This window comes from Kitasatospora sp. NPDC008050, assembly GCF_042957465.1.
Classification (GTDB): domain Bacteria; phylum Actinomycetota; class Actinomycetes; order Streptomycetales; family Streptomycetaceae; genus Kitasatospora.
The window spans coordinates 163,064-184,177 of record NZ_JBIBIJ010000014.1 but is presented as its reverse complement, the minus strand read 5'-3'; the positions used below and the strand labels follow the sequence as shown (position 1 = coordinate 184,177).

General features: G+C 73.1%; 15 protein-coding genes. 8 read left to right on the top strand and 7 right to left on the bottom strand.

The window, feature by feature from the left end; genetic code table 11:
- Positions 1-36 precede the first annotated feature (36 nt).
- A complete protein-coding gene (locus tag ACFZB9_RS25640; RefSeq protein WP_391450821.1) occupies positions 37-918 on the bottom strand; it encodes a LysR family transcriptional regulator in 882 nt (293 codons plus the stop codon).
- 187 nt (positions 919-1,105) lie between these two features.
- Here ACFZB9_RS25640 and ACFZB9_RS25635 point away from each other — a divergent pair, with 187 nt between their 5' ends.
- The gene (locus ACFZB9_RS25635; protein WP_391450819.1) at positions 1,106-2,089 is read left to right on the top strand and encodes an FAD-dependent oxidoreductase; all 984 of its coding nucleotides are present in this window, start codon (positions 1,106-1,108) and stop codon (positions 2,087-2,089) included.
- Positions 2,090-2,112: 23 nt separating this feature from the next.
- Here the strand turns inward: ACFZB9_RS25635 and ACFZB9_RS25630 are convergent, their stop codons facing one another.
- The 5 genes from ACFZB9_RS25630 to ACFZB9_RS25610 all read right to left on the bottom strand — a co-directional run bounded on the left by ACFZB9_RS25630 (position 2,113) and on the right by ACFZB9_RS25610 (position 10,181).
- Positions 2,113-5,226, bottom strand: a complete 3,114-nt coding sequence (locus ACFZB9_RS25630) for a BTAD domain-containing putative transcriptional regulator (protein WP_391450817.1) — start codon at positions 5,224-5,226, stop codon at positions 2,113-2,115.
- A gap of 266 nt (positions 5,227-5,492) precedes the next feature.
- Positions 5,493-7,277: an acyl-CoA dehydrogenase family protein gene (locus tag ACFZB9_RS25625; protein WP_391450815.1), complete on the bottom strand. Its 1,785-nt coding sequence runs from the start codon at positions 7,275-7,277 to the stop codon at positions 5,493-5,495.
- A 56-nt stretch (positions 7,278-7,333) separates the two neighbouring features.
- Entirely contained in the window at positions 7,334-7,462 is a 129-nt protein-coding gene (locus tag ACFZB9_RS25620) for a hypothetical protein (protein ID WP_391450813.1), read from the bottom strand.
- Positions 7,463-7,569: 107 nt separating this feature from the next.
- Positions 7,570-9,399: an asparagine synthase (glutamine-hydrolyzing) gene (gene asnB, locus ACFZB9_RS25615; protein WP_391450812.1), complete on the bottom strand. Its 1,830-nt coding sequence runs from the start codon at positions 9,397-9,399 to the stop codon at positions 7,570-7,572.
- 62 nt (positions 9,400-9,461) lie between these two features.
- Positions 9,462-10,181 carry a thioesterase II family protein gene (locus ACFZB9_RS25610; RefSeq protein WP_391450810.1) on the bottom strand — a complete coding sequence of 240 codons (720 nt, stop codon included), beginning with the start codon at positions 10,179-10,181 and terminating at the stop codon, positions 9,462-9,464.
- Between the two features lie 416 nt (positions 10,182-10,597).
- Here ACFZB9_RS25610 and ACFZB9_RS25605 point away from each other — a divergent pair, with 416 nt between their 5' ends.
- The 3 genes from ACFZB9_RS25605 (at position 10,598) to ACFZB9_RS25595 (ending at position 13,729) form a co-directional block, all read left to right on the top strand.
- Positions 10,598-11,848: a cytochrome P450 gene (locus ACFZB9_RS25605; protein ID WP_391450871.1), complete on the top strand. Its 1,251-nt coding sequence runs from the start codon at positions 10,598-10,600 to the stop codon at positions 11,846-11,848.
- Between the two features lie 56 nt (positions 11,849-11,904).
- Positions 11,905-12,375 (top strand): cyanase, encoded by a 471-nt coding sequence (gene cynS / locus ACFZB9_RS25600; RefSeq protein ID WP_391450808.1) that lies wholly within the window; start codon positions 11,905-11,907, stop codon positions 12,373-12,375.
- A 466-nt stretch (positions 12,376-12,841) separates the two neighbouring features.
- Positions 12,842-13,729: a C1 family peptidase gene (locus ACFZB9_RS25595; protein WP_391450806.1), complete on the top strand. Its 888-nt coding sequence runs from the start codon at positions 12,842-12,844 to the stop codon at positions 13,727-13,729.
- Between the two features lie 84 nt (positions 13,730-13,813).
- Here the strand turns inward: ACFZB9_RS25595 and ACFZB9_RS25590 are convergent, their stop codons facing one another.
- On the bottom strand, positions 13,814-15,280 hold the full coding sequence (locus ACFZB9_RS25590; protein ID WP_391450804.1) for a gluconate:H+ symporter: 1,467 nt from the start codon (positions 15,278-15,280) through the stop codon (positions 13,814-13,816).
- A gap of 153 nt (positions 15,281-15,433) precedes the next feature.
- Here ACFZB9_RS25590 and ACFZB9_RS25585 point away from each other — a divergent pair, with 153 nt between their 5' ends.
- The 4 genes from ACFZB9_RS25585 to ACFZB9_RS25570 all read left to right on the top strand — a co-directional run bounded on the left by ACFZB9_RS25585 (position 15,434) and on the right by ACFZB9_RS25570 (position 21,105).
- Positions 15,434-17,206 carry an ATP-binding protein gene (locus ACFZB9_RS25585; RefSeq protein ID WP_391450802.1) on the top strand — a complete coding sequence of 591 codons (1,773 nt, stop codon included), beginning with the start codon at positions 15,434-15,436 and terminating at the stop codon, positions 17,204-17,206.
- Positions 17,203-17,865 (top strand): response regulator, encoded by a 663-nt coding sequence (locus tag ACFZB9_RS25580; protein ID WP_391450800.1) that lies wholly within the window; start codon positions 17,203-17,205, stop codon positions 17,863-17,865. The genes ACFZB9_RS25585 and ACFZB9_RS25580 overlap by 4 nt, the downstream gene beginning before the upstream one ends.
- Before the next feature lie 176 nt (positions 17,866-18,041).
- Positions 18,042-19,859, top strand: coding sequence for an alkaline phosphatase family protein (locus ACFZB9_RS25575; RefSeq protein WP_391450799.1), 1,818 nt, complete (start codon positions 18,042-18,044; stop codon positions 19,857-19,859).
- 262 nt (positions 19,860-20,121) lie between these two features.
- Positions 20,122-21,105, top strand: a complete 984-nt coding sequence (locus tag ACFZB9_RS25570) for a phospholipase D-like domain-containing protein (protein WP_391450798.1) — start codon at positions 20,122-20,124, stop codon at positions 21,103-21,105.
- Positions 21,106-21,114 lie beyond the last annotated feature (9 nt).

The window sequence follows — 21,114 nt, the reverse complement described above, 5'->3', positions numbered from 1 at the left end:
GATCAGGGCCCCCTCGTGTTCGTCGGTTCTCGGGTGTTACCGGTTGTGAGCCGCCAGGGCCAGCAGGAGCCGCAGCGGGCGTGACTCGACGCGCGGATCGTACGCCAGACCGAGGCCGACCGTGGGTGTCGGGGCGGTGAGCCGGCGCAGCCGGATGCCCGGAACGCGCAGGGTGTGCGCGCGGCCTGCGGGGATCGGGGCGACGCCGTGGCCGGCGGCCACGGCCAGCAGCAGCTGTTCGTCGTCGGGCTCCTCGCGCACGATCCGCGGGCCGTGCCCGGGCCAGAGTTGACGGATGATCAGATCGTGCATCCCGGGGCCGTTTTCGCGGGGCCACAGGAGCACCGGTTCGTTGGCGATCCGGCGGCGGCTGATCCGGGAGCGGGTGGCGGCGAGGGGGTGGTCGGCCGGGACGGCCAGCAGCAGTTCCTCCTCGGCGAGCAGGAGGCAGGCCAGATCGGGGACGTCGAGCGGCGGGCGGACGAAGGCCGCGTCGAGCTGCCCGGCGAGCAGCAGGGTCACGTTGTGGGCCGTCCAGCCGGTCTGCAGCCGCAGGTCGACGTCGGGGTGGCGGTCACGGAAGGCGGTGACCAGGGCGTCGGTGGGGCCCCCGCGCGCGGAGCGGGTGTAGGCCAGGTTCAGGCGGCCGTGCCGCCCGGCGACCGCGGCTGCGATCCGCTCCTCGGCCGCCGCGGCCCGGGTGAGGACCTGCCGCGCCTCCTGGGCCACCACCGCGCCGACCGCGGTGAGGGTGCAGCCGGTGGTGCCGCGCTCGATCAGCCGGGCGCCGAGCTGCCGCTCCATGGCCTTGACCTGCTGGCTCAGCGCGGGCTGTGCGATGTGCAGCCGCCGCGCGGCGCGCGTGAAGTTCAACTCCTCGGCCAGTACCGTGAAGTAGCGCATCTGTCGGAGGTCCATGCGGGCGATGATAAGCGCGGCTTATCGTCGGCGCCAGGGCTGGTCTTGGACGGGTGCCGCGTGCTCCGGTCACGCTGTCCTCCATCCGCCGGTGATCGGTCCGGCGGTGATCGGTCCGGCGGTGATCCGCCGGCATGTGCTGACGATGCGTCAGATCGACTCGGAGCGACGGGAAGCAGGGGTACGCATGCTGGACGTGGTAGTGGTCGGCGCCGGAGTGGTCGGCCTGACCAGCGCGCTGAGTCTGCAGGAGCAGGGGGCCCGGGTGATGGTGGTCGCCGACGCCCTGCCGCTGTCGACCACCTCCGCCGTGGCGGCGGCCGTCTGGTATCCGACCGGGATGACGGGCGGGGACCAGGTCGCGCGGTGGTCGGCGGACAGCTACGCCGAGTTCGCCCGCCAGGCCGCCCAAGGCGTGCCGGGGGTGACGATGAGCCCCACCCGGATGCTCACCGAATCGCCTGGGTCCGGTGCACCCACCGGGCAGGACGGCCCGCCCGTGCCGTGGTGGGCGGCGCCCGTCCCGGACCTGCGGCCCCTGACGGCGCCCGCCCCGGCCCGGCCGGGCGGGCCGACCCGGCACGGCTGGGAGTTCACCGCGCCCTCCATCGAGATGCCGCGCTACCTGGGCCGGCTTTTCGACCGGTTCCGCGAAGGCGGCGGCCGGGTGGTCCAGCAGCGCCTCGACTCCCTTGCCCAGCTGGCCGGTTGGGCGCCCGCCGTGGTCAACGCCAGCGGGCTGGGAGCCCGCCTGCTCTGCGCCGACCGGGCGGTGTATCCGGTGCGCGGCCAGATCGTGCTGGTCCGCAACCCGGGCCTGCGCCTCTCGCTGCGGATCGAGGGCCACCCGGCCGGCTACACCTACGTCCACCCGCGCAGCACCGACGTGGTGCTGGGCGGCACCTTCGAGGAGGACAGCTGGGACACCGCCGTCGACCCGCGGACCGCACAGTCGATCCTGCGTCGCTGCACCGCCGCGGTGCCCGAGCTGTCCGGGGCCGAGGTCACCGGCCACCTGGTCGGCCTGCGCCCGGCCCGCCGCGGCGGGGTGCGGCTGGCGGTGGACGAGCACACCCTGCCGGGCACCCGGCTGGTGCACAACTATGGCCACGGCGGTGCGGGCGTCACGCTCTCCTGGGGGTGCGCGGCCGCCACCGCCGCGCTGCTCTGAGAACCTCAGCCCCGATCCCGCCCCTACCGCACCCGGACGTCCGTCCCCAGCAGTTCCGCGCTGAGCCGCGCCGCGGGCAGTCGCGGGTTGAGGTAGACGTGCTCGCTGCGCTGCTCCACCTCCGCGATCAGCGAGCGCAGCGTGACCTGGGCGTCCGCCAGCTGCCCCGCGTGGTGCTGGGCCTCGGCGAGCAGGCCCAGGTGCAGCGGCAGCCGCAGCAGTGTCCGGCTGGTGCGCAGCACGGCGAGGGCGGCGCGGATCCGGGCGACCCCGGCGCAGCCCTCGCCGCGGTGCGCGTCGGCCCAGCCCAGGCAGACCTCCAGCATCGCCTTCCAGTACCGCAGCCCGGCCTCGGCCGCCACCTCCACGCCCAGCGCGCCGGACCGCTCGACCCGCTCGACGTCGCCCTCCAGCCCCGCCAGCACCGCGTCCACGTAGAGCGCGAAGGACCGGTCGGAGGGCCGGGCGTCGCGGCCGGACAGCGCGAGCAGCTCCTCGCGGCGCTCCATCGCGGCCCGCTGGTCGCCGAGCAGCCAGTGCGTGAAGGCGTTGTAGGACCGGCAGGAGACCCGGGGGTCGTGCTGGAAGGCCTTCGCCAGCGTGTTGCCCTGCCCGCTGCAGAAACGATCCGCCGCGCTGACGCCCCGCTCCAGCTCGGCCAGCGCCTCCGGCAGGTCCCCGCGCACATGCAGCACGATGCCCTGGCCGTACGCGGCGCCGAGCACCGCCACCGGGTCCGGATCGCTCGCGGACATCTCCCGCAGCCGTCCGGAGAACGCCAGCGACTCCTGGTACCGCCCGGTGACCAGGTGTGCGGCGCACAGCGCCCAGAGCACCGAGGGGCGGTCGGGCGTGCCCGTGACGGCGTTGAGTTCGCGGCTGCGGTTGAAGGCCATCTCGGCCTCGGCGTCGCCGTAGCCCCGGATGAGGGCCAGCACCTGGCCCAGCTGGATCTGCAGGCGCTGGTCGAGCCCCGGCGTCGCGGGGTTGCCGGCCGGCAGCTCGCGCAGCAGGCACATCGCCCGGCGCAGCCAGGTCTCGGCCTGCTCGTACGCCAGCCGCTGCTCGGCCTGTTCGGCGGCGCGCAGCAGCGAGGGCAGTGCCTCCTTGGCGGGCATCTCGCAGCCCGCCTCCCAGGCGTGGTGGGCGACCTGTTCGACGTCCTCGTCCGGCACGTACGAGCGGTCGAGCAGGGTGCGGGCGACCTGGGCGTGCAGCAGGGCGCGCTGCTCCTGGTCCAGTTCCTCGTAGAGGGTCTCCTGGACCAGCGCGTGGGTGAAGTGCAGCAGGTCGGGATGGTGGGAGTCGGCGCGCAGCAACTGGGCCAGCACCGCCGACTCGACGGCGGCCCGGGTGGATCGGTCCTCGCCGGTGATCTCGTTCAGCAGCCGCAGGTCGACCTCGGTGCCCAGCACGGCGCAGGTCCGCAGCGTCCGCAGCGCCTCGGCGGGCAGCGTGGCGAACCGCTGGCGCAGCACCTCGCGCACCCCCGAGGGAACCCGGGTGAGCAGCAGCCGGGCGGCGTGCGGATCGTGCAGCCCGTTGGTGCCGCCCAGCAGCGAGAGCAGCTGGGCGACGAAGTACGGGTTGCCCTTGCTGCGTTCGTACAGCGCGCGGGTCACGGCGGCGCCGATGCCCGAGCCCGCCTTGCTGCGGACCAGCACCCCGACCTCGGCCTCGGAGAGGCCGCCGAGCCGCAGCGCCTCGGTGCGCGGGTCGCGCAGCACCTCGCCGAGCTTCTGGGCCAGGACCGGGTTGGTCCCGATGTCGCTGTCCCGGGCGGTCATCACCAGGCCCAGCGGCCGCCCGTGCTGGCGGGTGGTGAGCAGCCGCAGCAGGTCCAGGGACGGCGCGTCGGCCCAGTGCAGGTCCTCCAGCAGGAGTAGCAGCGGACTCCGGTCGGCCAGCGCCAGCAGCACCTCGCAGACCGCGTCGTAGGTGCGGAACCGCTCCTGGGCGCCGGCCTCCTCCGGCGACTGCTGCTCGGTCGCCGGCAGCAGCTCGGGGATCAGCGGTGCCAGCGCGGTGCCGAAGCGGGTGGCGGCAGCCGTGAAGTCCTCGGGACGGCGCGCCGAGAGCTGACGCAGCACCTGGGCCCACGGCCAGTACGGCGGGACGCCCTGGCCGGCGAAGCAGCGTCCCCACATCACGTCCGGATCCCGGTTCTTCAACGGCGTGCTGAGCTCCAGCAGCAACCGGGTCTTGCCGATCCCCGCCTCGCCCAGGACCGCCGCGACCCGCCCGTCGCCGGCGACCGTGTCCGCCACCAGCGAGCGCAGTTCCAGCAGTTCGCCCTCCCGCCCGGCGAACCCGCGGGTCTTGGGCGCCTCGGTGAAGGCGGGCGGCTCCGGGGCGCGCTCATGGACGCAGGCCCGCTCGGCCTCGCCGGACGGGCTGCCGCGGCCGTCCAGCTCCTGGCGCAGGATCGCGCCGTGCAGGTCCTGCAGCTCCTCGCTGACCGCGACGCCGAGCTCCTCCAGCAGGCTGGCCCTGGTGCGTTCGTAGACGAAGAGTGCGTCGGCCTGCCGCCCGAGCCGGTACAGCGCGGTCATCAGCTGCCCCACCAGGCGTTCGCGCAGCGGATACCGGCCCGCCTCGCGCTCCAGCTCCGCCACCACCGCCTCGGGCTGGCGCAGCATCAGGCAGGCGTCGGCCCGGGTCTCCACCGCGGTGAGCCGCACCTGCTCCAGCCGCGCGCCCTCGCCGGCCAGCGGCCCGTACTCGGTCAGATCGGCGTACGGTGCCCCGCGCCACAGGTCCAGCGCCTCGGTGAGCAGCGCGCGGGCGGCGGGGAACTCGTGCTCGCGCTGCAGCCGGCGGCCCCGGGCGACCAGGCGCTCGAAGCGGTAGGCGTCGACCTGGTCCTCGTCCAGGTCCAGCACGTAGCCCGAGGCGACGTGCCGCACCAGCGGCTCCGCGCCGCCCGGCTCGGCCTTCGGCGCCAGCGCGGTGCGCAGGTGGGAGACGTAGCTCTGCAGCGAGGCCTTGGCCTGCCGGGGCGGGTGCTCGCCCCACAGCTCCTCGACCAGCTGGCCGGTGGAGACGGTCCGGCCCAGCTGGATCAGCAGCAGGCCGAGCAGCGCGCGTCGCCGGGGCGGCCCCAGCGGGAGTTCGCGGTCGCCGAGCTGCGCCGTCATCGGTCCGAACACGCGCAAGCGAAGACCGCCGGACTCAGACATACGCCCCCTTGGATCGCCGCCCCGGGTCAGCGACGAGACGTGTCGTCACCACCTGCTTTGGATCATGGCACATGACCGAGGAGTATCCAACAGGCACGCAGCGTGGCCGCACCGCCCTCGGCGCAAGCCCAGTCGCTTGTCAACAAGTAACACGCGGACCGCGCCCGGGTAAAGGGCGCCCGGACCCGGCCCGTGCCCGCCCCGTGCCCGCCCCGGACCCGTCGTCAGCCGGCCGCCGGCGGGGTGTCGGTCAGCACGTCGGACACCAGGTCCGCCCACCGCTCGCCGCTCAGCCAGGCGGCGCTGGCGTCGGCGTGCCCGCTGGGCTGCTCCACGGTGATCCGGCGCCACAGGTCGTCGATCCGCCGCCGGGCGGCCGCGCAGTAGAGGTCGGCCAGCTCCTGGGTGCTCTCGGGCCCCAGCCGGCCGTTCCGCGAGGTCCGGGCCAGCACCAGGGACATCAGCAGCAGCTCGCCCGCGACCTGGTTCAGCTGGATCAGCAGGTGCTCCTGCTCGAACAGCTCCCGCGGATCCGGGTGGCGGCGGACCAGTGCCAGGCAGGTCCGGGCGAAGGCCTTGACCTGGTGGGCGGTGAACCGCAGGTGGCCGAGGTTGGGCTCGGTCAGGTCGGCGTGGTCCAGGCAGCCGACATCGGCCGGCTCCGACTCGATCGCCCGCGCGTTCGCCGGCTCCGGGTAGTAGCAGCCGAGGACGCCCAGCTGCGCGGCCCAGTTGTCGAGCTGGAAGTCCACCCCGCAGGCGATCCGCAGGCCCCGGGCCTCCCGGAAGGCCCGCTCCAGCGGCAGCGGTGGCGCTCCGCGGCCGGCCTTGCTCCGCGCGGTCTCGTAGCCCTCGGCGCCCAGCAGCGACATGGTCCGGTCGACGATGCGCCAGCAGGTCACCGAGGACAGGTTCTTGGCCGCGAGCTGCTCGTAGCGCAGGTTGACCGCCCCTTCGCCCGGCTGGGCGTCCTCGCCCAGCAGGCACCACTGGGCCAGCGTCTCCAGTGCGAAGACCTCGCCGAGGGTGGCCGCGATCATGCGCTGGATCTCCTCGAAGGAGCCGAGCGGGCGGCCGTCCACCTGACGCCGGCCCGCGAACTCCCGCGACCAGTGCAGGCAGAGCCGGCCGAGGGCCAGCGCCGGGGCCGCGATGGTGTGCACCCGGCCGCGGACGATCAGTTGGTTCGGCTCCGGGGCCACGCCCTGGTCCTGCTCCTCCTCGGCCAGCATCAGCTCGGCCGGCACCCGCACGTTCTTGAGGGTGATCGCTCCGAGCGGGAACCCCTTGAGTCCCATGAACTCGTGCTGCGCGGCGACCGTGAGGCCGGGGCTGGTGGTGTCCACGAAGAAGATCCGGACCCGGTCGCCGCCGGCCTCCCGCACCGTCGCGGTCACGCTCAGCATGCCCGCGACCGGGGCGTTGCTGGTGAACACCTTCTGCCCGGTCAGCAGGTACGCGGCGCCGCCCTCGACCGGGACGGCCCTGGTGCCGCGCTGCCGGTTGGCGGCACCGGCCGGCTCGGTGTCCGCGTGGCCGCACAGGTGCCCGGCCCGGACCCGGGCGCCGAGCGCCTCGCGCAGCGGCCCCGGGGGCAGGGCCGGCAGATAGGCCCCGACGCCGACGGTGTTGTGCACCGAGAGCAGTTGCGCCACCGGCATGGACCAGCTCGCGGCCGCCTGGACGATCCGGAAGGCGTTCATCCCGGACAGGCCCAGGCCCCCGAGTTCGGGGGCGCTGCGGAGCCGGGTGTACCCGCCGGCCGCCAGCGCCTCCAGCAGACCGGCGGGCAACTGCCGCTCGGTGTCCACCTCGGTGGGGTCCACCCGCTCGCGCAGCAGCGCCCCGAAGGCGGCCAGCACGCGCTCGCCGGCCAGCCGGTCCTCCTTGTCCTGCACCGGAAAGGGGTGGATGAGGTCCCAGCGGAACTCGCCGCGGTAGAGGTCCTCCAGGAAGCTGGGCACCCCGGGGACGTGCCAGGGGTTCTGCGGGCGCGGGCTGGTCGCCATGGTCTCCATCCGGAGGTGCGGGGCTGTGCTGCGGCGGGGGAGTGGGTTGCTCGGCATCACCGGACCGGCCGGCTCCGGGCGGCCGGTGCGCCGTCGCCCCAGGAGGTGTCCAGCCGGGAGCCGGCCGACCGGGGCGTGGTCGGTCGGGAGCCGGCCGGCCGGGAGGTGTTCGGACGGTCTGTCATGCTGCTTCTCGCCTTCGGTGGGGCTGCGTGCGATCGGCCCGGCGGGCCAGTGGTGGGGCCGTGCCGGGCGTGACCGGGGCCAGGGTTGGCCTGGCCCGGTCCGGGGCTCAGAGCGTCAGGCGGATCCCGTACCGGTCGAGCCAGGTGTTCAGCTGGAGCGCCATCTCGACGTCGGCCCGGTCCGGCCAGCCGCCGCGGTCGACCAGTCGCGGGTCCTCCACGAAGGCCCGCGCGGCCTTGGTGTCCAGCAGCGCCGTGACGGGCGCGTGCGGGTCGGCCAGCACGCCCGCCAGCGCGTCCCGCAGGTGTGTGGTGTAGCCGTCGTCGTAGGTCGCGGGGAACGGCGCCCCGGGCCGGGCCAGGATCGCGGGCGGCAGCAGCTCCCCGGCCACCGCGCGCAGCAGGCCCTTCGCCCGGCCGCCGTACGTCTTCATCGCCCACGGCGTGTTGTAGAGGTACTCCACCAGGCGGTGGTCGCAGAACGGGTAGCGGATCTCCAGGCCGGCCGCGGTGCCCAGCCGTTCGGAGTGCAGCAGGAGCGGGTCCAGCCACCGGGTCAGGTGCAGGTGGCCCAGTTCGCGCATCCGGCGTTCGAGGCCGGTGGACTCCGGCAGGTGCTCGACCTCGGCGATCGCGTCCTGGTACTGGTCGGCGCAGTAGCCGTCCAGGGCCAGCCAGTCGAGCAGCGCCGGGTCGAGCAGCCCGGCGCCCAGGCCGCGGGTCGGACCGAGCCGGCGCGCCCGGGTCAGCCAGGGGAACATCTCGGCCGCCAGCACCTCCTGCTCCCCGGCCCAGTCGAAGCCGCCGAACACCGGGTCGGCCGCCTCGCCCGACAGCGCCACCCGGGTGTGTTCGCCCACCGAGCGGAAGAAGAGGTAGGGCGTGATGTTCCGGTCCCCGTAGGGCGTCGGCAGGTCCTTGGCCATCAGCACCGCGGTGCGCACCACCGGGTCGGCGAGCACCTCCGGGTCGAGTGCCGCTTCGAGGTGCCGGGTGCCCAGGTGGTTCACCACCTGGGCCGCGTAGGGGCTGTCCGGCACGCTGTCCGCGTTGACGCCGATCCCCACGGTGAACGTCCGCAGCGGCTCGCCGCCCGGCGTCCGGCCCGCCGCCAGTGCGGCCACCACACTGGAGTCCAGGCCGCCGGAGAGCAGGATCCCGGGCGCCGGCTCGCCGGCCATGGCCGAGGAGACCGCGCCGGTCAGCAGGCGGCGCACGGTGTCCAGGGTCTCCGGCAGGCTCTCGGTGTGCGGGGCCGCCCGCAGCTGCCAGTACGCCTCGGTGTGGATGCCGCTCACCCCCACCTGGACCAGGTGCCCCGGCGGCACCTCGCGCAGGCCGCGGAAGACGCCGCGCCCGGGCACCTTGATCGCCGTCAGCACGGCGCGCAGCCCGTCGGCGTCCACCCGGGCCTCGGCCAGCGGGTGCGCCAGCACCGCCTTGGCCTCCGAGCCGAACAGGACGCCGGCCTCCAGCGGCAGGTAGCTCAACGGCTTGATGCCCAGCCGGTCCCGGACCAGGACCAGCTGACTGACCCGCAGGTCCCAGATGGCGAACGCGAACATGCCGTCGAGCCGCCGCACCCCCGCCGTCCCCCAGCGCAGATAGGCGCGCAGCACCACCTCGGCCTCGCTGCCGAAGCTGAAGCGCTCGCCGGCGTCGGTCAGCTGCCGGCGCAGCCTGGCGATGTTGGAGACCGACCCGTCGTAGCTGATCACCGCCACCGGTCGGCCCTGTTCGGCCACCACCAGCGGCTTGCCGCCGTCGGTCTCGTACACCGCGCCGGTGCCGCGCTGTCCGAGCACCGCGCGCGGGCAGGCCCACATCCCCTCCCCGTGCGGGCCGCGCCCGGCCAGCGAGGCCGTCATGGCGAGGACGGCGTGCCGCTCGCGCGCCACGTCCCGCTCGAAGTCGATCCAGCCGGCGATTCCGGACACCTGGTTCCTTTCTGAGTGCCATCGAGGCCGCTGACCGGCGGGCCCCGGGCTGAGGTCCTTCGCTACCGGGCGGACGGGACGCGGTGGTGCAGCCGGCCGTCGATCAGGCCGAGCAGCGCCGCGGGGAAGTCGAGCAGGTACATGTGCCCGCCGGGCAGGCAGGCGGACCGGAAGTCCGCCGCGGTGTGGTCGCGCCACTGCGCCAGGCGCTCGGCGCCGATCAACTGGTCCTGCGAGCCGCGGATCGCGGTGATCGGGACGTTCAGTCTTCGCCGCGCCGCGGGGCGGTACCGCTCGTGCATCGCGATGTCGGCCCGCAGCACCGGCAGCAGCGCCATCCGCAGGGCCGGGTTGTCGAAGGCCGGGCGGCGGTAGCCCTCGGCGCGCTCCACGTGGTCCAGGAACTCCGCGTCCGGCAGGCCGGTGGCACCCGGCCCGAGCCGGCTCGCGGGGCCCGCCGCGCCGCTCACGAACAGGCCGCGCGGCGCCGGTGCGCCTTCGGCGGCCAGCCGGCCCGCCACCTCGAACGCCAGCACCGCGCCCAGGCCGTGCCCGAACAGCGCCACGCCCTGGTGCTCCGCGGCCCGCTCGCGGACCCACGGCAGCACGTCCGCCACCACGTCCGCCACCCGGCGCAGCGGCGGCTCGGCCAGCCGCTGCTCCCGGCCGGGCAGGGCGACCGGCGCGACGTCGAGCCCGGCCGGCGCCAGCGACCGCCAGGGCACGAAGAACGAGGGCCCCGCGCCCGCGTGCGGAAAGCACAGCAGCAGAGTGGAGGTCATCGCAGGGCCCTTCGTGACGTGCAGGTGGTGTCGCGGAAGCGACCGTACGCGGACCGCCTTGCGGAGGGCTTGCCGTACCGCTTGCTTTCCCCTTGCGGTCCACTGCCGGCCGGTCGCTGCGCCGCCCGCTCGCCCCCGCCGGCCGGTCGGCCGGCCCGCTGCCCGGTCGCTCTGTCGGCCTGTCAGCCGGCCCGCCGAATCGCGTACAGTCCGTACCGTCGGCGTCGCCGACAGTACGTTCAGCCCCGCAGTCCAGCAGCCGAAACAGGAGGAGGGCCGTGGCCACCGGAGCGAGTCCCCTGCCCACCAGCCCGACCACCGGCACCGGTCCAGGCACCGGCTCAGGCAACGGCACCGGCACCGGCGACGGCACCGGCGACGGCACCGGCCCGGGCAGCGCCCGCCCGGTCCCCGAACTGGACCCCGCCCTGGTGAAGCGCTGGCACGCGGAGAGCGGCGAACTGGTCGAGCTGCTGGCGCTGGCCCGCGAGCGGCTCGGCGGGGTCGCGGCCGTCCGCCTCGGAGCCGGGCCCACCGTCCTGATCACCGATCCGCAGGCGGTCCAGCACGTGCTCGCCCAGCACCCGGACCGGTACGTCAAGCGCTCGCACCGCGCCCGGCTGCTGGTCGGCGACGGCGTCCTGTCCGCCACCGGTGACGCCTGGAAGCAGCAACGCCGGTTGCTGCAGTCCCAGTTCACCGGCACCGGAATGCGCCGCTACGAGCAGCGGATCGCCGGGGCGGTCGAGACCTGCGCCGAGCGCTGGGCCGGGTACGCCCGCACCGGGCAGCGCTTCGACCTCGCCGAGGAGATGCGCCGCTTCGCCCTGGACAGCATCTGGCGCTCCCTCACCGGTCACCCCGTGGACGCCGCCACCGAGGCCGAACTGGCCTCCGTCGACAACCTGGTGGGCGCCCTGCCGACGCTGCCCGCCGACGCGGTCGAGGTGCCGCCGGTGGTCGCCGCCGAGCTGGCCAGGCTCGACGCCGTCGCCCGGTTGGCCATCGAGGCCGCCCGCCACGGTGCGGGCCCCGACGGCCCCGGCCTGCTGCACGTCCTGCTGGCGGCCGCCGCCGAGCGCCCCGAGTACACCGACCGGCTGATCCGCGACGAGCTGGTCACCCTGCTGTTCGCCGGCCACGAGACCACGGCCAACACCCTGACCTGGCTCCATCTGCTGCTCGACCGCCACCCCGCCGCCCGGGAGCAGGTGCTGGCCGCCGGGCCCGAGGGCTCGGCCGAACGCCGCGAGGCCGTCCAGGCGCTGGTCCACGAGACGCTGCGGCTCTACCCCTCCGCCTGGATGCTGCCCCGCCACGCCACCGCGGACGACACCGTGGCCGGCTACGCCATCGCGGCCGGCACCGACGTGCTGGTCTGCCCCTACCTCACCCACCGCGACCCCGAACTCTGGCCGGACCCCGAGCACTTCGACCCCACCCGGTTCACCACCCCCGGCGCGCGCCCCGCCGTCACCGGCGGCTACCTGCCGTTCGGCCTCGGTCCCCGTGCCTGCCTCGGCCTGCAGTTCGCGCTCCGCGAGACCACCGCCCTGCTCGAACGCCTGCTCCCGGCCCACGCCGTGGCCTTCGACGCCGCGCCGACCAAGGCTGCCTACGGCATCACCGTCCGCCCGGACGGCCCGACCGCGGCCACCCTCGGCTGACTGCCCCGGCGAGGGGTGGGTGCTGTCCTAACTACGCCAATTGGAAGGACGCCCTCATGGTGCACGCCCAGTTCGACCCGACCGCCCGTCAGGCCCTGGCCGTCGCGGCCGTCGACGCCAAGACCCGCAGGGACCTGACCTGGCAGCAGATCGCCGATGTGGCCGGTCTGTCGGTCGCCTTCGTGACCGCCGCCGTCCTCGGCCAGCACGCGCTGCCGGCGGATGCCGCCAAGGCCGTCGCCGGCCTGCTCGGGCTGGACGAGGAGGCGGCGCTGCTGCTTCAGAGCATCCCGACCCGCGGCTCGCTCCCCGGCGGCGTCCCCACCGACCCGACCATCTACCGCTTCCACGAGATGATCGAGGTCTACGGCACCACGCTCAAGGCCCTGGTGCACGAGCAGTTCGGTGACGGCATCGTCAGCGCGATCGACTTCAGGATCGACGTGCAGAAGGTCGCCGACCCCGAGGGCGGTGACCGTGCCGTCATCACTCTGGACGGCAAGTTCCTTCCCTACAAGCCTTTCTGACACGTCGACAGTTCGTGAACCATGGGCCGCTCCGGTACTCCGGGGCGGCCCGCGCGGTGTGTAAACCTTGGATGCGAACGACCTCTGCAATTGTCGTGTTCCGGCCATGTCCACTTGATGAGCTGGCATGCCCTCGTCATCAGCCCCTATGGTTGGTGACATTCCGCCGCCGGTGCAACTGTCGCTGCCGGGCGGATGCGTTGCTGACGGACCGTCAGGTGAGGTGTCTCCAACTGTCCTCCCTGGCAACCTCGTTGGCCGACGAGGTGACTCGTAGCACCTGATCGACCCCGCTCCGCGGTCAGCCTCGCTCTGTGCTCAACCCCGCTCTGCGTCCAACCCTGCCCTGTGCTCAACCCTGCTCTGCGTCCAACTCCGCGGCTGCCGGCCGTTTCCGGCACCGTCCCGCGGCAGGCCCCCACATGCCGCCGCGGCCGGGTCCCCCACGAGAAGAAGGAACAACGCAGTGAAGAAGAACACCTACGCCCGCGCCATCGCAGTCCTGGCGATAGCCGGCGCGTTCAGCACCGCGATGGTCTCGGTCGCCGACGCGACCCCGTCGGTCGCCGCCCACCAGCACCACCACCACTTCGCGCTCGGCGCGCAGTTGGACCACCCGGCCCAGGCCCACCTGCACAGCGCGATCGCCCCGCACGCCACCAAGGACGTGCCGGCGAGCGTGGACCTGAGCAACTACCTTCCCCAGGTGGGCGACCAGGGCCAGGTCGGATCCTGCGTGGCCTGGGCCATCGACTACTCCGCGATCGGCATCATGGAGGCCGAGCAGGGCATCACGGGTGCCCCGCACGCGCCGATGTACACCTACGCGCAGATCGCCCAGGGCAACGACCAGGGCAGCTACGCCAGCCAGCACTTCGACATCCTGACCAGCCAGGGCCTGGACACCAAGGCCGACTACTGGCAGGGCGACTTCGACTACACCACCCAGCCCGACGCCAACGAGACGGCGAACGCGGCCAACTGGAAGCTGTCCGGCTACACCGCGCTGGACACCGGCAGCGCGCTGGTCGGCGAGGTGAAGAGCTCGCTCGCCCAGGGCGAGCCCGTGGTCTTCGCCTTCAACGTCTACCAGAGCCTGGAGGACATCGACGCCACCACCGCCGGGAACTACACCTACTACCCGAGCTCCGACGAACTGGCCGGACAGCCGCTGGGCGGCCACGAGGTGGCCATCGTCGGCTACAACGACCAGGGCGTGAAGATCGCCAACTCCTGGGGCAGCTCGTGGGGTGACAACGGCTACTTCACCGTGCCGTGGCAGTTCGTCACCGACCAGATCCAGGAGGCCGACGCCGTCGGCCAGATAGTCGCCACCGGCCAGGGCGTGCACTGACCGGGCGGTCCCGGGCGGCACCCCCGGCCGCCCGGGGCCACTCCTCCCGCACGCCGACGGCGTGCCGGCGCATCGGCCCGGCCGTCAGCCCAGTGCGGCGTCGAGGACCAGCACCCCGGCGAACGAGGTCAGCGAGAGCAGCGTGTGGGCCACCGTCCAGGTCCGCAGCGTGCCGCCGACCGAGAGCCCGAAGTACTCCTTGAACATCCAGAACGAGGCGTCGTTGACGTGGCCGAGGAAGGCCGCCCCCGAGCCGAGCGCCAGCGCCAGCAGCGCCGCCTGGGTGGAGCCGAGGCCGTGCGCCATCGGGCCGATGATGCCGGCCGCCGCCACGGTGGCCACCGTGCCGGAGCCGGTCGCCGTGCGCATCAGCGCGGCCACCAGCCAGGCGAGCAGCAGCAGCGGGATGTGCAGGTGCCCGGCGGCCTGTCCGATCGCGGCGTTGACGCCCGAGTCGGCCAGCGCCTGGGAGTAGCCGCCGCCCGCGCCGACGATCACCAGCACCCCGGCGATCGGCGGGAACGAGCGCGAGAGCGAGGCCTGGACCTGCTCGCGCGAGGCACCCACCGCGTAGCCGAAGGAGCCCAGCGCCACCAGGACCGCCACCAGCAGCGAGACCACCGGTGTGCCGAGGAACTCCAGCACGGTGTAGAGCGTGCCGTGCGCCCAGTGGAAGGTGTCGCAGCCGGCCTTGAGCATCATCAGCGCGATCGGCAGCAGCACGGTGGCGATGGTCACCGAGAAGCGCGGCAGCCGGCGCGGCACGGCGCCCGCGGTGCCCTCGGCGGCACCACCAACAGGCGCGGTGGTGGTGAAGGCGGCCAGCGCGGCCTCGGGGATCACCGCTTCGACCCGCGGCCAGGCGTAGGCGGTGAACAGCGGGCCCACCACGATCGCGCAGGGGATGGCCACGATCAGCCCGTACACCAGGGTCAGGCCCACCGAGGCGTGCACCGCGGTGATCGCCACCAGCACGCCGGGGTGCGGCGGCACCAGTGCGTGCACCGTGGCGAGCCCGGCCATCGCGGGGATGCCCACCCGCAGCACCGGGTAGTCGGCGCGCTTGGCGATCTGCAGCACCAGCGGCACCAGCAGCACGAAGCCGACCTCGAAGAACATCGACAGCCCGACCAGACAGGCGACCAGGGTCACCACCCACGGCAGGCCCCTGGGTCCGACGGCTCTGGTGAGCGTGGTCACAATCTGGTCGATGCCCCCGGAATCCGCCATCAGCCGGCCGAGCACCGCGCCGAGAATGATGAGGATGCCGACTTTTCCGGTGATGTTCCCAAGGCCGGTGGTAAAGGAATCTGCGACCTTTTGGATCGCTTCTCCGGAGAGCAGGGAAACGGCGAACGCGCCGACCATCAGCGCCAGGAAGGCATGCACCTTCAGCCAGCTGATCAGGACCACGACCAGCGCGATCGATATCCCGACCACGGCCAGCAGCCACGTGTCGTGACCGGTCCACACGGTACTCGCGGCTTTGCCCGGAGCGGTGCTCGCGGCCTGCGCGAGCAGTGCGGACGATGATGCCAACGCTGCCATCATGCGTATTCCTCTTCCCTGTCCATTTACTGCTGCCGGGCACCGTATGCGGCCGTCGCGGCTCGCCGCCAGAGCGCCGGCAATTGCGTCGATTGCGGTCGCCGGAAATCTTTCCGCTCGTTCTGTGCGTTCTGTGCACGGCGGTACGCTGGCCGCATGTTCCGCCGCATGTTCCGCCGCATGTTCCGCCGCGTGTTCGGCCGTCGGCCCCGCCTCGCCACCCAGACCCTGCTCGCCCAGGTGACGGTGCTCTGCGTGGTGCTCGGCGGCGGCTTCGCGCTGACGGCGGAGCTTCTTCGCGACTCCGCCGAGCAGAACTACGAGCAGCGGGCGCTCGCGGTGGCCCGGTCCACTGCGGAGAACCCGGTGGTGGTGGACCGGATCGCGGCCGGCGACGATCCGCGCGGCGAGGTGCAGCAGGCGGCCGAGGCCGTCATGCGGCGCACCGGCATGCTCTTCGTGGTGGTCACCGACAGCCGCGGCATCCGCTACTCGCACCCCGACCCCTCGCTGCTGGGCAAGGAGGTCAGCACCGTGCCGACCGCGCTGGACGGCCGCGAGTCGGTCGCCATCCAGCGCGGCACACTGGGCGACTCGGCCCGGGCCAAGGTGCCGCTGCGCGGCGCGGACGGCCGGGTGATCGGCGAGGTGAGCACCGGAGTGCGGCTGAGCACCGCGCTCGGCGCCGCCGCCCCGCTGATCCGCGAGGAGGGCGCCTTCGCGGGCGGCGCGCTGCTGGTGGGTGCGGGGGCGGCGGCGCTGCTCACCCGGCGGCTGAAGCGGCAGACCCTCGGCCTCGAACCGGTCGACCTCGCCGACCTGCTGCGCGAGCAGCAGGCCGTCCTGCACGGAGTGGGTGACGGCGTGCTGGCGGTGGACCAGGACGGCCGGGTGACGGTCTGCAACGCGGAGGCGGCCCGGCTGCTCGGGCTGGACGGTCCGGGCTCCTCGGACGCCTCGGATATCTCGGGCTCCCCGCCGCCCCCGGGGACCACGATCGCCGACGCCGGGCTGCCGCCCGCCCTGGCCCGGGTTCTGACGGACCGTCAGGAGCTGTGGCAGAGCGTGCTGGTGGTCGGCGAGCGGGTGCTGGTGGTGACCGCGCAACCGGTGCGGCGCGGCGAGCGCAACCTCGGCCATGTGCTGACCCTGCGCGACCGCACCGAGCTGGACGAGCTGGCCCGCGAGCGCTCGGCGCTGCGGGCACTGTCGGACGCGCTGCGCGCCCAGGCCCACGAGTACACCAACCGGCTGCACACGCTGGCCGGCCTGCTGGACACCGGCGCCACCACCGAGGCCCGCTCCTACCTGCGCGAGCTGGCCGCCGCGCCGCTGGCCACCGAGGGCCGAGACGGCGCCCGGCTGGCCGACCCCTATCTGCGCGGACTGCTGGCCGCCAAGGCCGCGACCGCCTCCGAGCACGGGGTGGCGCTGCGGCTGGACGAGGACTCCCACCTGCCGCGTCGGCTGACCGAACCACTGGACGTGGTGAGCGTGGTCGGCAACCTGCTGGACAACGCGGTCAAGGCCGCCGAGACCGGTGAACGTCGGCCCGCCTGGGTGGAGTTGAGCGTCCTGGCGGAGGGCGGCACGCTGCACGTCGCGGTGCTGGACAGCGGCGACGGCGTGGCCGAGGCGGACGCCGAGCGGCTCTTCAGCAGTGGCTTCACCACCCGGTCCGCCGAGGAGCGCGAGGGCCACGGCATCGGCCTCACGCTCGCCCGCCAGCTGGTCGTCAAGCACGGCGGCGAGCTGCGGCTGGACCGCACCGGCGGAGCCGGGCACGGCGCGGTCTTCGTGGCCAGGATCCCCGGTGTCCTCGAACAGCCCGGTGTCCTTGAACAGCCCAGTGTCCTGGAACGGCCCGGTGTCCTCGAACAGCCGGGCGGGGCCGCCGCACAGGACGAACTGGTGGGAGGAGAACGGTGATCCGGGTTCTGGTGGTGGACGACGACTACCGCGTCGCCGAGTTGCACGCCCGCTACGTGGCCGCGGTGGACGGCTTCGAGGTGGTCGGCACCGCCCGCTCGGCGGCCGAGGCGGTGCGGCTGGACGCCGAGTTGAAGCCCGACCTGGTGCTGCTCGACCAGTACCTGCCCGACCGGTTGGGCAGTGCGGTGCTGCCCGCGCTGACCGGCGACGTCCTGATGGTGACCGCGGCCGCGGACACCGCGCAGGTGCGCGCCGCCCTCGGCGGCGGCGCGGTCGGCTATCTGATCAAGCCCTTCGACGCCGCGGCGCTCACCGACAAGCTGGCCGGCTACGCCCGGTTCCGCGCCCAGCTCGCCGCCGACCGCACCCTGGACCAGGAGCAGGTGGACCGTGCCCTGCGCGCCCTGCACGGCACCGACCGCGGCGGCCGTCCCCGCCGCCCGCGAGCCACCCCGACCGGCGAGCTGGTCGCCGAGGCCGTGCGGGCCGCCGCCGGCACCGTCACCGCCAGCGAGCTGGCCGTCCGGCTGGGCATCTCCCGTCCCACCGCCCAGCGCTACCTGGCCGATCTGGCCGCCGACGGCACCGTCCGGGTCGAACTGCGCTACGGCGCCGCCGGCCGCCCCGAGCACCTGTACTCCTGGCACGGCCGCTAGCGCCTGCACACCCGCGAAGCTGTCTGTACAACTCATCTCATATCCCAGCCATTTCGGCCAAGACGCGTTGGCCCGCCGTTCTTCCCAAGGACAGCCTGGACCGTTACTCATGACCTGGCACGGACAACAGGTTCACGGTGACCGGGAAAGGGTCAGTGACAATGGGACGACCGACGATGAGACGACTGCTGACGATGAGACGCATGTGGCGGGCGCTGGGCGGAGTGTTCGCCCTGCTGGGCGCGCTGCTCACGGTGACGGTGGCGCCCGCGGGCGCGGCCACCAGCAGCGGAAACCTGATCGTGAACGGCGGTGCCGAGGCCGGCTACTGCACCACCGACTGGACCGCGGCCACCACCATGCCCGGCTGGACGGTGCTCTCCGGCAGCCCGGACGTGATCTGCTACTCGGCCGGCAGCTTCGCCCACCCGAGCAGCCCGGCGCCCGGCAGCGCCTTCTTCGCCCCCGGCAACCAGGGCGACGGCGCGATGGAGCAGACCGTCGACGTCTCCGGTGCCGCCGGCGCGATCGACGGTGGCTCGGTCAGCTACAACCTCTCGGGCTGGCTCGGGGGTTGGACCACCTACGCGGGCTACGCACAGGTCTCCTTGCAGTTCCAGAACGCCTCCGGCCAGCAGCTCGGCGCCACCGCCGACCTGCCCACCGTCTCGGCCGCCGACCGCGGCAACGCCACCTCCTTCCTGGCCCGCAGCAGCACCGGCACCGTCCCGGCCGGCACCCGCTCGATCCTGGTCGAGGTGCAGTTCCTGCAGAGCTCGGGGGAGTCCGGCTACCTGGACAACCTCTCGCTCACCCTGAACACCCCGGTCCCGGCCGCCACCCTGGCGCCGCCCGTCTCCAAGGTCCCCGGCTATGACCACGTCTTCACGGTCATGATGGAGAACACCGACTACGCCGAGGTGATGGGCGACCCGGCCGACACCCCGTTCATCCACAGCCTGATGGCCCAGGGCGCCTCGATGGACAACTACCACGCCGTCTACCACCCCAGCGACGAGAACTACCTGGCCGTCGCGGGCGGTGACACCTACACCACCGGTGCCACCTACTACCCCAACATCAACGACCCGAAGACCAACCTGGGCGACACCGTCGAGGCCGCCGGCAAGACCTGGAAGGCCTACGAGCAGGGCATGGGCACCCCCTGCAACACCAGCACCCAGTACGACGCGAAGTACGAGCCGGACGACGCGCCGTTCTTCAACTACACCGATGTCAGCGGCAATGCGAGCCGGTGCGCGGCCCACCTCGTCGACACCAGCCAGCTGACCACCGACCTGAAGAGCGCCGCCACCACCCCGGACTTCTCCTGGCTCGCCGCCGACGACTACTACGACGGCGAGGCCTCCGGCAACGGCAACGCCACCAGCCTGCAGACCCAGGACGGCTGGCTGAAGCAGACGCTCACCCCGATCCTCTCCTCCCCGGCCTGGACCACGCAGAAGTCCCTGCTGATCCTGACCTGGGACGAGGACAGCAGCCAGCCCGACAACCAGGTGGCCGCGATCGTCGACGGCTCCCAGGGCACCGTGCCGGCCGGCACCACCAGCACCAGCCGCTACGACCACTACAGCACCGCCCGCACCATCGAGGCGGCGCTCGGCCTGCCCGGCATCACCGCCAACGACACCTACGCGACGCCGCTCAACGACGCCTTCGTCCCCGGCTCGGCCCCGGCGCCGACCAGCACGCTGACCACCGCCACCCCGAGCGTGGCCAACGGATCGAGCGTCACCTTCCAGTACACGACGCCGTCGAGCAGCACCAGCTCGACCAACTGGATCGGCATCTACCCGGTGGGTGTCACGCCGGGCCAGAAGTCCTCGCTGACCTGGCAGTACGCCCCGAACGCCGGCGGCAGCCTGACCTTCGCCACCAGCAGCCTCTCCGGACCCGGCAGCTACGCCGTCTGGTACCTCTACAACGACGGCTACACGGCGCTGGCCGGCCCGCTCACCCTGACCGTGACCTGACCCCGGCCCCGACCGAGCCCCCGAGCCGTCGGCCTGCCGCGCAGCACTGCTGCACGGCAGGCCGACGGCTCGAGCACCCGACGCCGAAGGAGGGGTCACTCACCTGGTCACCACAGTGTCCGAGGAATCCGACGGTTCATGGGTCCATGTACATGGCAATTTCATCTGGCCGACCTATCCCGGGAGTCTACGCGCGTGGTGTCCTGATGGAGCCGTCGTCCGACCGGTGTCGACGGCTCTTCAACTCCCAGGGAGAACAGTGATGTTCCGCCGTTTCACCCGCCGTGCCGCGCTGGCGGCCGCGGTCTGCGCCGCCTCCCTCGCCACCACGGTGCCGGCGCACGCGGCCGGCGACTACTCGGCGTTCGCCTTCTCGCTCAGCACCAGTGAGCCGACGATCGACAACTTCATCAACTCCGCCACCCGCACGCTCGACATGACCATGTACGAGCTCAGCGACAGCACGGCGGTCAACGACCTGATCCAGCGTGAGCAGGCCGGCGTCACGGTGCGGGTGATCCTGGACCGGACCAGAACCTCGGTCAACGACTCGGCGTACAACACGCTGGAGAAGGCCGGCGTCGGCGTGGTCTGGTCGTCCTCGCAGTTCGTCTACACCCACCAGAAGACCATCACGGTGGACGGCAGCGAGTCGCTCGTCCTGAGCGGCAACCTGACCTCGAAGTACTACTCGACCAGCCGCGACTACGGCGTCTTCGACACCGACGCCAACGACGTCCAGGCCATCGAGCAGGTCTTCGACGCGGACTACACCGGCACCAGCATCACGCCGAGCGACGGCGACAACCTGCTCTGGTCGCCCACCGACTCCCGGGACCGGCTGCTGTCCGTGATCAACGGCGCCACCACCACCCTGGACGTCGAGGAGGAGGAGTTCAGCGACAGCGCCGTGGTCGACGCGATCGCCGCCCGCGCCCAGGCCGGTGTGACGGTGCGCCTGGTGCTGGAGAGCCCGTCCTCCTACTCCTCCGAGATCTCCGAGATCGAGAACGCCGGCGGCACGGTGGTCGGTTACTCCTCCAGCACCGGCTTCTACGTGCACGCCAAGGCGGTCGTCGCCGACTACGGCCTGAGCACCCAGAACGTCGAGGTCGGCTCGATGAACGACACCACCAACTCGCTCGACAGCAACCGCGAGCTGGGCGTCATCCTCACCGACAGCGGGGTGGCCTCGGTGATCGAGAACGCCTTCGCGAGCGACTACGCGAACGGCACCCCGGCCTGATCCGGCGCC

Coding starts and splice junctions, on each gene's coding strand:
- ACFZB9_RS25640 (WP_391450821.1), bottom strand. CDS start 918: ATGGACCTCCGACAGATGCGCTACTTCACGGTACTGGCCGAGGAGTTG.
- ACFZB9_RS25635 (WP_391450819.1), top strand. CDS start 1,106: ATGCTGGACGTGGTAGTGGTCGGCGCCGGAGTGGTCGGCCTGACCAGC.
- ACFZB9_RS25630 (WP_391450817.1), bottom strand. CDS start 5,226: ATGACGGCGCAGCTCGGCGACCGCGAACTCCCGCTGGGGCCGCCCCGG.
- ACFZB9_RS25625 (WP_391450815.1), bottom strand. CDS start 7,277: ATGGCGACCAGCCCGCGCCCGCAGAACCCCTGGCACGTCCCCGGGGTG.
- ACFZB9_RS25620 (WP_391450813.1), bottom strand. CDS start 7,462: ATGACAGACCGTCCGAACACCTCCCGGCCGGCCGGCTCCCGACCGACC.
- ACFZB9_RS25610 (WP_391450810.1), bottom strand. CDS start 10,181: ATGACCTCCACTCTGCTGCTGTGCTTTCCGCACGCGGGCGCGGGGCCC.
- cynS (WP_391450808.1), top strand. CDS start 11,905: ATGGTGCACGCCCAGTTCGACCCGACCGCCCGTCAGGCCCTGGCCGTC.
- ACFZB9_RS25590 (WP_391450804.1), bottom strand. CDS start 15,280: ATGATGGCAGCGTTGGCATCATCGTCCGCACTGCTCGCGCAGGCCGCG.
- ACFZB9_RS25585 (WP_391450802.1), top strand. CDS start 15,434: ATGTTCCGCCGCATGTTCCGCCGCATGTTCCGCCGCGTGTTCGGCCGT.
- ACFZB9_RS25575 (WP_391450799.1), top strand. CDS start 18,042: ATGAGACGACTGCTGACGATGAGACGCATGTGGCGGGCGCTGGGCGGA.
- ACFZB9_RS25570 (WP_391450798.1), top strand. CDS start 20,122: ATGTTCCGCCGTTTCACCCGCCGTGCCGCGCTGGCGGCCGCGGTCTGC.